Source organism: Flavobacterium sp. J27 (assembly GCF_004303025.1).
In the GTDB taxonomy this organism is placed as follows: domain Bacteria; phylum Bacteroidota; class Bacteroidia; order Flavobacteriales; family Flavobacteriaceae; genus Flavobacterium.
Genome location: NZ_PJQW01000015.1, coordinates 1 through 13,016, shown reverse-complemented (window position 1 = coordinate 13,016; position 13,016 = coordinate 1). Strand labels below are relative to the sequence as shown.

The 13,016-nt window shown below is 31.2% G+C and carries 13 protein-coding genes; 4 read left to right on the top strand and 9 right to left on the bottom strand.

All coding sequences use genetic code 11. The annotated features are described in order from the left end of the window. Positions 1-61: 61 nt before the first annotated feature. The 3 genes from rmuC (at position 62) to CX675_RS17205 (ending at position 2,480) form a co-directional block, all read left to right on the top strand. Entirely contained in the window at positions 62-1,441 is a 1,380-nt protein-coding gene (gene rmuC / locus CX675_RS17215) for a DNA recombination protein RmuC (protein WP_130736492.1), read from the top strand. Positions 1,442-1,444: 3 nt separating this feature from the next. Next, a complete protein-coding gene (locus CX675_RS17210) occupies positions 1,445-1,825 on the top strand; it encodes a 6-phosphogluconate dehydrogenase (RefSeq protein WP_130736491.1) in 381 nt (126 codons plus the stop codon). A 91-nt stretch (positions 1,826-1,916) separates the two neighbouring features. Continuing rightward, complete coding sequence (locus tag CX675_RS17205; RefSeq protein WP_130736490.1) at positions 1,917-2,480, top strand: acyl-CoA thioesterase; 564 nt, start codon at positions 1,917-1,919, stop codon at positions 2,478-2,480. Here CX675_RS17205 and CX675_RS17200 read toward each other — a convergent pair. From CX675_RS17200 to CX675_RS17165, 9 genes are all read right to left on the bottom strand, one after another. Beyond that, a complete protein-coding gene (locus CX675_RS17200; protein WP_130736489.1) occupies positions 2,477-3,145 on the bottom strand; it encodes a Crp/Fnr family transcriptional regulator in 669 nt (222 codons plus the stop codon). The two genes, CX675_RS17205 and CX675_RS17200, sit on opposite strands and share 4 nt — an antisense overlap. A gap of 185 nt (positions 3,146-3,330) precedes the next feature. Further along, entirely contained in the window at positions 3,331-3,690 is a 360-nt protein-coding gene (locus tag CX675_RS17195; RefSeq protein WP_130736488.1) for a TfoX/Sxy family protein, read from the bottom strand. Positions 3,691-3,719: 29 nt separating this feature from the next. Then, the gene (locus CX675_RS17190) at positions 3,720-4,268 is read right to left on the bottom strand and encodes a hypothetical protein (protein ID WP_130736487.1); all 549 of its coding nucleotides are present in this window, start codon (positions 4,266-4,268) and stop codon (positions 3,720-3,722) included. Positions 4,269-4,276: 8 nt separating this feature from the next. Beyond that, positions 4,277-4,486 (bottom strand): hypothetical protein, encoded by a 210-nt coding sequence (locus tag CX675_RS17185; RefSeq protein WP_130736486.1) that lies wholly within the window; start codon positions 4,484-4,486, stop codon positions 4,277-4,279. A gap of 136 nt (positions 4,487-4,622) precedes the next feature. Beyond that, positions 4,623-4,748, bottom strand: coding sequence for a carboxypeptidase-like regulatory domain-containing protein (locus tag CX675_RS20215; RefSeq protein ID WP_240723681.1), 126 nt, complete (start codon positions 4,746-4,748; stop codon positions 4,623-4,625). Positions 4,749-4,889: 141 nt separating this feature from the next. Beyond that, positions 4,890-7,310: a glycoside hydrolase family 31 protein gene (locus CX675_RS17180; protein WP_130736485.1), complete on the bottom strand. Its 2,421-nt coding sequence runs from the start codon at positions 7,308-7,310 to the stop codon at positions 4,890-4,892. A gap of 47 nt (positions 7,311-7,357) precedes the next feature. Next, positions 7,358-9,265 (bottom strand): 1,4-alpha-glucan branching protein GlgB, encoded by a 1,908-nt coding sequence (glgB, locus tag CX675_RS17175; RefSeq protein WP_130736484.1) that lies wholly within the window; start codon positions 9,263-9,265, stop codon positions 7,358-7,360. A 1-nt stretch (position 9,266) separates the two neighbouring features. Beyond that, on the bottom strand, positions 9,267-10,529 hold the full coding sequence (locus tag CX675_RS17170) for a glucose-1-phosphate adenylyltransferase (RefSeq protein WP_130736483.1): 1,263 nt from the start codon (positions 10,527-10,529) through the stop codon (positions 9,267-9,269). 3 nt (positions 10,530-10,532) lie between these two features. Beyond that, positions 10,533-11,939 carry a glycogen synthase gene (locus CX675_RS17165; RefSeq protein WP_130736482.1) on the bottom strand — a complete coding sequence of 469 codons (1,407 nt, stop codon included), beginning with the start codon at positions 11,937-11,939 and terminating at the stop codon, positions 10,533-10,535. Between the two features lie 299 nt (positions 11,940-12,238). On the opposite strand from CX675_RS17165, the gene CX675_RS17160 reads away from it, so the two are divergent. Next, entirely contained in the window at positions 12,239-12,904 is a 666-nt protein-coding gene (locus CX675_RS17160) for a hypothetical protein (protein ID WP_130736481.1), read from the top strand. Positions 12,905-13,016 lie beyond the last annotated feature (112 nt).

The window sequence follows — 13,016 nt, the reverse complement described above, 5'->3', positions numbered from 1 at the left end:
GAATTCTCATTTTTTACTTGAATTAATTCCTTAAATTTACAATTGAAATTCGTCAATGTATATGTCACAGATTTTTTTAGTATTAGCCGTATTTATCCTCGCTTTAGCCATAGGTTTTTACCTTGGCAAATTGCTTTCTAAAACCCAATCACAAGCAGAAAAATCTTCCTTAGAAGAGAGAGTTTCTGGTTTGGTAAACCAAATGGAAGAAGTAAAAAATCAATTGCAAGCCGAAAAATTACAATTTGAAAAAAACTTAGCCCAAGTTGTTAATGAAAAAGAAAGTATCCAAAAAGAAAAAGAAGCTTTAGCTATTCATTTAGCCAAAAAAGAAAATGATTTTGATAATTTATTAGAGCGAAATAAAGAGCAAAAACAAGAAGTAAATGAGCTTCAGGAAAAGTTTACCAAAGAATTTGAAAATTTGGCCAACAAAATTTTAGAAGAAAAAACAACTAAGTTTACAGAACAAAACAAAGAAAATCTGAAAGTTATTTTAAATCCGTTACAGGAAAAAATTCAGTTGTTTGAAAAGAAAGTAGAAGATACACACAAAGAAAGTATCGATTACCATGCCGCTCTACGTCAGCAAATTTTAGGTTTGAGAGAAATGAATGATAAAATGTCGAAAGAGACAGTTAATTTGACCAAAGCTTTAAAAGGAGACAGCAAAATGCAAGGAAACTGGGGCGAACTGGTTTTAGAGCGTGTTTTGGAAAAATCAGGTTTAGAAAAAGGCCGTGAATATGAAGTACAACAAAGTTTTACCAATCAAGAAGGCAATAGAATTATGCCAGATGTAATTATCAATCTTCCTGATGGTAAGAAAATGGTAGTCGATTCAAAAGTTTCTTTAACCGCTTACGAACGTTACATAAACGAAGAAGACGAAACGGCTAAAAGTATCATTTTAAAAGAGCATGTTACTTCTGTAAAACGTCATGTAGATCAATTGAGTGATAAAAATTATCAAGACATTTACCATATGGAAAGTCCGGATTTTGTATTGCTTTTTATTCCAATTGAACCTGCATTTGCATTGGCACTAAATGAAGACAACACCTTATACAACAAAGCTTTTGAAAAAAACATTGTAATTGTAACACCTGCTACTTTATTAGCTACTCTTCGCACTATTGATAGTATGTGGACCAATCAAAAGCAACAGGAAAACGCCATCGAAATTGCCCGTCAAGCTGGAGCATTATATGATAAATTTGAAGGTTTTGTTTCCGATTTAATTAAAATTGGTAAAAAAATGGACGAAGCTAAATCTGAATATGGCAATGCTATGAACAAATTAGTTGATGGTAAAGGAAATTTAATTACCAGTGTAGAACGCTTGAAAAAAATGGGTGCCAAAGCCAAAAAAGCACTTCCAGAGAGCGTTTTAAAAAGAGCTACAGAGAATGAAATAAATACAACAATTGAAAATGAATAGCCTATGTCTGTCTTTAAGAAAATCGTTTTTTTTAGTATAATCATTGCTATTTTTAGCATTTCTGCTTATATGGCCTATGTTTTTTATGTTCCATATAGTACAGGTATTCGTTCTGGAGAATTAATTAAAATAAGTCATAAAGGATATGTTGTTAAAACTTGGGAAGGAGAAATAAGTCAAGGTATATCTGGTGCTCAAGTTTTTAACTTTTCTGTTTTAGACAAAGATCAAAAAGTAATAGACAGCTTAAAAATACTACAAGGGAACTTTGTAAAAGTAGAATATGTAGAGCGTTTACGCACTTTTTTTTGGTGGGGAGACACCCGTTATTTTATTACCAAAGTAGAAAAAGAAACGTCACCTTATTTTAATAACGGTGAGTAATGAATAACTTTTTTTAAAATAGCATTTAATTACCTGAATTTATCGAACTAACATAAATACTAACGAAAAAAACTTGGAGTTTATAAAAACAATGAATAAGAAAAAAGAATCGAATAGCGTTGAAGCTTCAAAAGTTACTTTGAGCGAATTAATGCTTCCCTCACACACTAACTTTAGTGGTAAAATTCATGGTGGTTATTTGTTACAGTTAATGGATCAAATTGCCTTTGCCAGTGCTTCTAGATATTCGGGTTGTTATTGCGTTACGGCTTCGGTAGATAAGGTAGACTTTTTAAATCCTATTGAAATCGGAGAATTGGTTACCTTAAAAGCTTCTGTAAATTATGTAGGAAACACCTCTATGGTTGTAGGCATTCGAGTGGTTTCAGAAAACATACAAACTGGAGTGATTAAACATTGCAACTCGAGTTATTTTACTATGGTTGCCAAAGACGAATCGGGAAAAACCACTTCGGTTCCTCATTTAGTTTTATCTGATTTACAAGAAGTAAGACGTTTTTTTGATGCGCTACGACGTATTGAACAGAATAAAAAGCGAATTGATCAAGAGGGTTCGTTTGACTATACTTCCAAAGCGGCTATTGATTTACTCAAAGCTTATCGTGTTATTATCGATTTACCTCATGATTTTTAACCACAATTTTTAAGAATGATCTCTTTTCTATCGAATTGCAGATAACCTTCTTCTTGAAGTTCGTTGATTAAAATATTTAACGTAGGTCTAGAAGTACCTATTAAAGAAGCGATTTCTTTTTGAGTAAAAGGATGTCTGATAACGGTATCTCCTGAAACTGTATTTTTATAGCCATAATCTAAAGCTAATTCATTTAAATACTCTTTCAAACGGGTTTTGGTATCTTTAAATAATAATAATTTTAACCTGCGTTCTAATCGCTTTAATCTGAAACCAATAAACTTATAAATTTTTAAGCTAAGTTCTCGGTTTCCTCTAATTAATTCGAGCATTTCATCGGCTGCAATAGGGCAAATGGTTGTATTATTTTCGAGTGCCAATGCAAATTCGTTCCTTCTTTCTTCTCCTAAAATAGCTTTTTCTCCGAAAATTTCTCCTTTGGATAAAATGGCAGATATAATCTCCTCACCTTCTTCGTTGATGTACCCAATTTTAATTTTACCATTGCTTACCAGATATATTTTATCTGCTGCATCGTCTTCTGTATAGATGATATCGTTTTTCTTATAATTTTTAGACGAATGGCTGTGCCCTGCATCTTTGTATTTATGCGGGCACATGATATTAAATAAGTTTACATCTTCAAAATACCACATGGAATTCATTAGCAATTATTTTAGTATATCAAAAATACTGATATTATTACAATAAAAAAATGCTCCAGACATTCTAGAGCAGTTTTATCATTTAATTAACTTATTTCGTTTTGTATTTTATTAGTTATCCTTAATATGAAAAACGTTTATTAGGAAGTAAATATATTCTGAAATACAATTTTTAGAAATGTCATTTATTTTTTCTTACTTGATTTCGCCATAGGATTAAAATCCAAACAGAGTTGTAGCCAATAATGTAAATCTTTCGTTTTTAAAAACCCATTTTCTGTAACATAAACATATCCTTTCATCGCTTTACCAGTAAATTCCATAGGAATAACATACTCGCTTTCTAAAGCTTTAGAATAAGCTTCTTCACCTATTCTGCATAATAAAAAATCCTCCTCATATTTTTTATCAATATGATTACAACAACACATCTTATCCTCTACCATGAAACAAATACCGCTAAACATTTTCTTTTCGTAAAAGTTTACGTTTTTTTCTTGGAAGAAATATCTTATTCTTTGAATTGTATTTTCATTAAAAGCCATTAAAAATCAATTTGACTCTCTAAATTTAATTATAATTTATTATTTAAAAGTAAACGGTTTCGTGAATTATCTCTTTCAAGTATTTCTTTTAAATTCTCATCAACTTTTATTTTAAAATCGGTTTCTGATAATTTAAGATCAAATGTTGTATAAAGTACAAAATGTCCGATATTTTTATATGCTTTTGAGATTTCATATGCATACGATATTTTCCTCATGACATCTAATGAAGTACATAAAGCAGTGTGTTTCATTTTTTTAGAAACCTTATATTTCTTGTCTACAATTTTAATCTTATTTTTTTCAAATTTGATTTTTATGGTTTCGTTTTCTTTATTAAACTTAGTTAAACTATCTAAAGGAACAACAACTTCCCTTAGTTGCACATAGGAATTTGAATACCAATGATTAAACAGTTCATATTTAATTGTTTCATTAGAAACAGTTACAACAATTTCTAAATGAGATGGAAAAAACTTTAATCCTTTTCTTGATGTATATATTTGTTCCTGAGACAGGATAACATTATAAAACAAAATAAAAAAAAAGATTCCAATTTTATAAATTAAAACGTTCATGGTGAAATTTATTCTAATTGAAGACCAATTACATCGTTCCTAATTTCTGTTCGCCATTTTTTTCCATATTTACTATCTAAATATTTAAAAATTGCATCATTGTACAACTTTGCACAACCAACTAAATAAACCATACATCCTAAAGAATTATATTTAAAATGATATTTTTTCTCTAAAATTTCTTGTCTATATAATGAGGAATCATATGACACTATCAAGTTTAGGCATTCTTCTTTAATATATGCGAAAGCTTATTCTTTGCTTAAAAATGAACAATCAATCTTAACTTTATATTCAAAATTTGTAATAGAGCTTGAATCAATTTGAAAAAATATTTTCTCTTTTTCATTATATTTATTCAGTAGCTAATAAGTAATAGTTACCTGTAGCTAGACTTTCAATTGTAAAATTACCTAAACTATCTGTTAATATATCTTCTTTTTTTGGATACAGCATTAAAAAAGTTTGTCCTGATCTCATTTTTGAATTTAAATCTCCTGACAACTTTCCAGATAAACTATCCCCTATTAATGTTACTCTGACTAAAAGCTACGACATAAAAAAAGAGTACCATAACTATATTTTTAAATCATTTTTTTTAAACATTATAACATAATTTATTTAGTCTTTCAAAGGAATTTCACAGTATTTGTTATAAATTCTGATTTCAGTAAAATCTTTTCTGGCTTTTACAATATTAGATTGAATAGCTGAATAATCGATGATTTCGCTGTCTACTTCTACGATTCCTTTTTCAAAAGGCAAACCAATAATATTCAATTCAATAATTTCATAAGAGGTAGTAAATTTACCCGATTTAAATTGCTGAATAATTAATACTTCTTCTTTTCCTACCACATTGAAATTGCGAATACTATAACGCCCTTTCATATAATCGTAACCATCTTGCCCATCTTCATAAACCATGGAAGATTCTTTCCCTAGTTTATAATAGACATCAATTTTTAATTCGGTAATTTCTTTTTCACCTACATATTGTTGTATTGGATATTTTGGAATAATAGCTCCTTCTTTTACAAAAACGGGTAAGGTATCTATATCGGCATCTACCCATTTTTCCTCACCGCCTTCAACTAATTCGTTGGTAAAGAAATTATACCATTTTCCTTTAGGAAAATACATTCTTCTCCCTTTTGAATTGGGTTCGATAATAGGACAAATTAAAATGCTATCTCCATAGATAAACTCATCGTTTCTGAAATAGGTTTGTTGATCTTCTTGATCATAAACTACTAAGGATTTAATAATAGGCACTCCTTCTTCAATATATTTCCAAAAAGCGGTATATAAATAGGGTAATAATTGATACCGAATTTCTATAAATTTGCGAACGATGTCTGTAATATTAGTTCCAAAAGCATACGGTTCTTGATCTCCATGATCCCCTGAGGAATGGGTTCTACAAAATGGATGAAATACGCCTAATTGTATCCATCTTGCGTATAATTCACCATTCGGTTGTTCTGCAAAACCTCCAATATCGGAACCTACAAATGAAAAACCAGAAAGACTCATTCGCTGGGCTTGCGCATTGGCAATTTGTAAATGTTCCCAAGTTGCTACATTATCGCCTGTCCAAGTTGAAGTATAGCGTTGTGTTCCAGAGTAAGCAGCCCGAGTAATTACAAAGGGACGCTTCGGATACGAAAATTTTTTCAATCCGTGATAAGTAGCACGAGCCATTTGCATGCCGTATACGTTGTGTGCTTTTCTATGACTGCAATTGGACCCGTCATAGTTATGTCTTACATCATCTGGAAACGATTTATTAGGCACATCCATAACAGCAGGTTCATTCATGTCGTTCCAAACCCCTTTTACTCCTATTTCTTCTATTAATTCTTTGAATAATTCGGCCCACCATTCTCTTACCTTTGGATTGGTAAAATCGGGAAAATAACATTCTCCTGGCCAAACTTTTCCTTTTACATAAGGTCCGTCTGCCCGTTTGCAAAAATATTTGTTTTCTAATCCTTCTTGAAACACCCAATAATCGGGATCAATTTTTATACCAGGATCAATAATAACAATGGTTTTAAAGCCGTCTTCAGCTAATTCAGCCACCATACGTTTAGGGTCTGGAAAATAATCTTTATTCCATGTAAAACAACGAAAACCATCCATATAATCGATATCGAGGTAAATGGCATCACAAGGAATTTTGAGATCTCTAAATTTTTGAGTTACCTCCTTTACTTTAGATTCTGGAAAATAGCTCCATTTACATTGATGATAACCTAATGCCCATAAGGGTGGCAAATGTTTAGGACGACCTGTTAAATCGGTATAATTAGCAATTACATCATTCATTTCAGGACCATAAATAAAGTAGTAATTCATTTCGCCACCCATAGCCCAAAAGCTGGTTACACTTCTTCTTTCATGGCAAAAATCGAAATAGGTTTTAAAGGTATTATCAAAGAAAATGCCGTAGGATTTTTTAGAGTGTAAACCAATGTAAAACGGAATCGCTTTATAAATTGGATCAGTATCTTTTCCAAACGCATAGGAATCGGTTACCCAATTTTCAAAACGTTTTCCTTTTAAATTATTTTGACAGGGCTTGTCACCTAAACCATAAAAACTCTCACTGGTTTCCGAATGTTTGGACATTTTCACAATATCACCACCCAATTCATAACTTTCTTCCCAGTGAAATCCTAATTCGTCCTGACAAATTAAGGTTTTATCGACAGCATCATACAATACCGTTTTTAAATCTTTTTTAGAAATAACACAGATTATTTTTGAAGTGCTAATTTCATAACTTTCAGTAGTTTCTGTTATCTCTAATTGATTATATCCTCTACTGGCACTAGGCGAAATTGCATAGGAAAAATCTCTACTAAAAGAACCAACAGTAGTGAACCGAAACCGAAGTACACTATCTCGCAAAACGGTAACTTGTAATACTACATTATTTGCTGTATAAAAGTAAATTTTATCAACATCTTTTTTAAAGGAAACTATTTTATCTGGAAAAAGATTTCCTTTATATTCTAACTCTGTATTTAAAATCATAACTTACTTTTTTACAATCTTTTATTAATATCCTCTAAAATAACAAATTATTTATACTTATATACGGAAATTCCTAATGGAGGCAAAGAAGTTATGAACGAAAACGTTTGATTATGATAGAAACTACTTTCTACAGGAATTGGATTCTCATTTATTACATTACTTCCACCATATTTTGAAGCATCACTATTGAAAATCTCTTCTAATATTCCTTCTTTATATACCCCTATTCTATACTTATGAAGAGCATTGGTAGAAAAATTACAAATAATTAATAATGTATCCTCTTTATTCTCTCCTTTTCTGTAATAAGACATTACGCTATTTTCTGTATCATCATAACTAATCCATTCAAAACCCTCTTGTGAAAATTGTTTTTCATAAAGTGCTTTATTTTCTTTATATAAGAGATTTACATCTGAAACAAACTGTTGGATATTAATATGTGGGAAATAGGATAATAAATTCCAATCTAAACTACTTTGAAAATCCCATTCTTCATATTGGCCTATTTCGTTACCCATAAATAAGAGTTTAGTACCTGGATGCGTAAACATATAACCATACAGTAAGCGCAGATTAGCAAATCGTTGCCATTCATCTCCAGGTATTCTTCCTATGATTGATTTTTTTCCGTAAACTACTTCATCGTGAGATAACGGTAGCATAAAATTTTCACTAAAAGCATAGGTTAAACTAAAAGTGATTTCATTTTGATGGTACTTTCGATAAATAGTATCTTTATTAAAATAGTGCAAGGTATCATGCATCCAACCCATCATCCATTTCATACCAAAACCTAAACCACCTATGGAAGTAGGTTTAGATACCATGGGAAAAGCAGTTGATTCTTCTGCAATGGTTTGCACATCGGGATAATTCAAATATACAGTTTCATTTAATTCCTTTAGAAAACTGATGGCTTCCAAATTTTCATTTCCGCCAAAAATATTGGGTTCCCATTCTCCTTCTTTTCTTGAATAATTCAAATAAATCATGGAAGCAACCGCATCCACTCGTAGACCATCTACATGATATTGATCTAACCAAAATAAAGCATTGCTAATTAAGAAAGCTCTTACTTCATTTCTACTATAATTAAAAATTAAGCTTTTCCAATCGGGATGGTATCCTTTTTTAAGATCAGGATGTTCATACAAACAAGATCCGTCAAATTTACCTAAACCATGCGTATCTTCAGGAAAATGAGAAGGCACCCAATCTAAAATTACACCAATACTGTTTTGATGAAAAACATCTATCAAATATTTTAACTCTTCGGGATAACCGAGTCTTGAAGTGGGCGCAAAATATCCTGTAATTTGATATCCCCAAGAAGGATCATAAGGATATTCCATAATAGGCATAAACTCAACATGAGTAAAATGCATTTTTTTTACATATTGTACTAATTCTTCTGCCAATTCAAAATAAGATAAAGACCTATTTTCTTCTACTTTTCGTTTCCAAGAAGTCAAATGCACTTCATAGACTGAAAATGGGGCTTGCAAACTATTCTTATGAAATCTTTCCTGCATCCAATGTTGATCTTGCCAAGCATAGTCATCATTCCAAACGATGGATCCTGTTTTGGGTGGGTGTTCACAGCGTTTGGCAAAAGGATCGGCTTTTTCTATTTTTTCAGATGTTATTTTGGATTGAATAGCATACTTATAAACAGTTCCTTTTCTCACATAAGGAATAAAACCTTCCCAGATGCCTGAAGAATCCCATCGTACATGTAAAAGATGTTCCTCTTCATTCCAATAATTAAAATCGCCTATAACCGAAACACGAGAAGCACTAGGTGCCCAAACAGCGAAATAAGTTCCTTCTTGTCCGTTCAAATGAATCGTATGTGATCCTAATTTCTCATACAACCGAAATTGTTTTCCAGCCTTAAATAAATTAATATCGAACTCTGTAAAGAGACTATGTGCAATAACATTCCCCATATTATATTGTAAAGTTAGATGGTATTATTGCTCCTTTTTTAACAATAACAATGCCATCTCTAACGGTGTATGTAGGTGTATCAATATCCTCTAAATGCGAGCCCCCTTCTATCTTTACGTGATCTCCTATACAACAGTTTTTATCTAAAATAGCGTTTTTAATATAACAGTTTTTCCCAATACCCATATTAACAATGTCTTCATCTAATATATCTTCTAAAGCTTGATAAAAATCGCTTCCCATCATATAAGTATTAATCACTATAGATCCACTTTCAATTTTAGAGCGAATTCCAATCACAGAATATTCTATTTTTTCTGCATTGATAATACAACCAGAAGCGACAACGGCTTTAAACATTTGGGTACCTGAAACTTTTGAAGTAGGCAACATTCTCGCATTAGTATAAATTCTTTTAGTTCTGTTATATAAATCAAATTGCGGGAAATCGTCTGCCAAACCTAAATTGGCTTCAAAAAAAGATTCAATATTTCCTATATCGGTCCAATATCCTTCAAATTGATAACTAACCACTTTATTGGTATGAATAGATTGAGGTATAATTTCTTTCCCAAAATCGATAGTATCTGGATTTTCCATTAGTTTAACCAATAATTCTCGGTTAAAAATATAAATCCCCATTGAGGCTAAATACTCTCTTCCATTCTCTTCCATTTCAGCACTCACAGATGATTTCCAATCGGGAAGTAATTCTTTGGCTGGTTTTTCAATAAATGAAGTAATGGTATTGTTTTCATCTGTCTTCATAATTCCAAAACCTGTAGCGTCTTTGGCATTAACTGGAATAGTAGCTATTGAAATCTCAGCTTTATTTTCAATGTGATTGTCTAGCATTAATTGGAAATCCATTTGATACAATTGGTCTCCTGATAAAATTAAAAAATACTCAAAATCATGTTTCACAAAATGATGCATACTTTGTCTTACGGCATCGGCCGTTCCTTGGAACCACTTTTGACTCATCGGTGTTTGTTCTGCGGCCAAAACGTCTACAAATGCAGAACTAAAAAAACTAAAATGATATGTATTCTTAATGTGTCTATTTAAAGAAGCCGAATTAAATTGTGTTAAGACAAAAATGCGTTTAAAATTAGAATTAATACAATTTGAAATGGGTACATCCACTAAACGATATTCTCCAGCAATTGGAACGGCTGGTTTAGACCTATTGTCTGTTAATGGATACAAGCGAGACCCCTGTCCGCCTCCTAAAATAATCGATAAGACTTTTTCTGAAAACATAATTTACATTTTTAGTTTTTTATATAGTTGTTGGTATTCTTTTGCAGAAGCTAACCAAGAATGATCTATTTTCATGATTTGATTCTTTGTGGTTTTAAACAGGATAGGATTAGCATATATATCAGAGGCATTTACAATTGCTTTTTTCATTTCTAATATAGTACATTCATTCATTACAATTCCAAAACCATTGTGTTCTTTAAAATCGACAACCGTATCTTTTAAACCACCCACTTTATTGACTATCGGAATTGTTCCGTAACGAAGGGCATACATTTGATTTAAGCCGCAAGGTTCAACACGAGAGGGCATTAGTAGGAAATCTGCCCCAGCATACATAATATGAGACAATGCTTCGTTATAACCTGAAACATATTTATATTTTCCTGAAAAAACAGTATTTAAACCTTCTAATTCATTTTGGATAGCTACATCACCTGAACCTAGGATTAAAACAGAAATATTTAACTCAAGTAAAAACTCAGAAAAAAGCATCCCAAACAAATCACACCCTTTATCATGCACAAATCTTCCAATAAAAACGATTAAAGGTTTATCCTTATCTAGATTATACTGTTCACATAACCAATTTTTATTGGCTTTTTTTCCAGTAACAAGATTTGTTTTTTTATAATTTTTCTTCAAAAAAGCATCGGTTTCTGGATTCCAAACCTCAACATCAATTCCATTTAAAATACCAACACATTTATTTTTTTCATGAGCTAATAAATTTTCCAAGCCATTAGCTATAATTTGTAATTCCTTCATATAGGAAGGAGAAACAGTAGTAACCGCCCAAGCGCATTTTATAGCTGCAGCCATCGGATTGATTACCCCATTCCAATCTAGTAAACCTACTTTTGAAAAATCAAATTTGGGCAACAATCCTACTTTATCATGTGAAAACCAACCTTGATATTGTGCGTTATGAATGGTAAAAACAGTAGGAATCATTTTCAAACTTTCAAATTGATAGGATTGTGTCATCATAAAGGGTATTAATCCAGTATGATGATCGTGCACATGAATAATATCGGGTTGATTTTCCCAAGTTATCATCCATTTTAAAACGGCTATTTGAAAAGCTAAAAAACGCAAGGTATCATCCTGTGAATAAACATATTCTGTAAACAAAAGTTCAGGTATGGCTACAAAATATATTGGAAAACCAATATCGTCTAAAAGACTTAAAATTTCAAAAGTATAATTTTTACCATATAAAGGAACTTCACCATCAAATACAGTAGTAAACTGATTATTTTGAGTAAACGGCACATTATAAAAAGGCATAATAACCATTGCCTCTTGATTATTTTGATTTTGATATTTCGGTAAAGCACCTACTACATCTGCTAAACCTCCCACTTTTGCAATTGAAAAACATTCAGATGCTATATGAATTATTGCCATTTTTTTTGTTAAATTACAATTTTTTCACATAAAACTAGTTAAGAAAAAGAAAATAAATAGCTCTTTTTATTGCTAAAAAAGTGTTTTATAAGCTTAAATTTTAGCAATATGTTATTATTTGATTAATTTTAACAATACCTCTTATTTTTTGTTAAGAAAAGCCTTCCAATTTCTCCATTATTATCCTATAACCACTACAAACCTAAACCATTATAAATTAACATTTTACACAATAAAAATGTAATAAATTAACACCCGTGTGTTTTACTTTTATAGGAAACAATCTAAAGCACAAAAACATGAAAAATTTTACACTATTAGTGAGTTTTCTACTTACTACTTGCCTGTATGCCCAAGTGGGGATAGAAACTACAAATCCCACAAGTACATTAGATATTAATGGTGATTTAAGAATTAGAAGTACGACATTAACAACTAATTTAACGGCTGCAAAAGATTCTATCATTGTAGTGGATAATATAGGAAACTCTAAACGTGTTTCTTCAAAAACAGTTGTAAACAGTTATCTTAAGACAGTTATTAAAGGACAGTTTTCGAGTACTTCATTAGTTAGCTTAAATCTACTTTCCAATAGAGTTAAAATCCCTTTTGATTTTATTCAATTTGATGCTAATACCGAATTTAATACAGCTACTAATACTTTTACGGCAAAACAAGATGGTATTTATGCAGTTAAAGTTCAGATTAAATCGAATTCAACTGTAGGAGTAGCGACAAATTTTGGTGTAGCCATATCTAAAAACGGTACAGTAGTAAACAGAAATAGTTTTGCAAATATAAGTGTACTTTCTACGAATGTAACTCCTCCAGTAAGACAAGTAGAGTCTTTGATAGAAATGACAACTGGTGATACTATCATTTTCGAAATTGTTAGTGACCTTCTTTCTGTTTCTATTTTAGGTACTAGTGAAGATTGCTTTTTTACCATTCAACAAGTTCGATAAAAAAAGCCCCAATAAAATTGGAGCTTTTTTTTACATGATTGTCCCGTCCTGAAATAAGTTGACACAAAATCGACTTATTATGAATAGACTAGCAAACAAAGAAGAAAAGCGC

Coding starts and splice junctions, on each gene's coding strand:
- rmuC (WP_130736492.1), top strand. CDS start 62: ATGTCACAGATTTTTTTAGTATTAGCCGTATTTATCCTCGCTTTAGCC.
- CX675_RS17210 (WP_130736491.1), top strand. CDS start 1,445: ATGTCTGTCTTTAAGAAAATCGTTTTTTTTAGTATAATCATTGCTATT.
- CX675_RS17205 (WP_130736490.1), top strand. CDS start 1,917: ATGAATAAGAAAAAAGAATCGAATAGCGTTGAAGCTTCAAAAGTTACT.
- CX675_RS17200 (WP_130736489.1), bottom strand. CDS start 3,145: ATGAATTCCATGTGGTATTTTGAAGATGTAAACTTATTTAATATCATG.
- CX675_RS17195 (WP_130736488.1), bottom strand. CDS start 3,690: ATGGCTTTTAATGAAAATACAATTCAAAGAATAAGATATTTCTTCCAA.
- CX675_RS17190 (WP_130736487.1), bottom strand. CDS start 4,268: ATGAACGTTTTAATTTATAAAATTGGAATCTTTTTTTTTATTTTGTTT.
- CX675_RS20215 (WP_240723681.1), bottom strand. CDS start 4,748: ATGAGATCAGGACAAACTTTTTTAATGCTGTATCCAAAAAAAGAAGAT.
- CX675_RS17180 (WP_130736485.1), bottom strand. CDS start 7,310: ATGATTTTAAATACAGAGTTAGAATATAAAGGAAATCTTTTTCCAGAT.
- glgB (WP_130736484.1), bottom strand. CDS start 9,265: ATGGGGAATGTTATTGCACATAGTCTCTTTACAGAGTTCGATATTAAT.
- CX675_RS17170 (WP_130736483.1), bottom strand. CDS start 10,529: ATGTTTTCAGAAAAAGTCTTATCGATTATTTTAGGAGGCGGACAGGGG.
- CX675_RS17165 (WP_130736482.1), bottom strand. CDS start 11,939: ATGGCAATAATTCATATAGCATCTGAATGTTTTTCAATTGCAAAAGTG.
- CX675_RS17160 (WP_130736481.1), top strand. CDS start 12,239: ATGAAAAATTTTACACTATTAGTGAGTTTTCTACTTACTACTTGCCTG.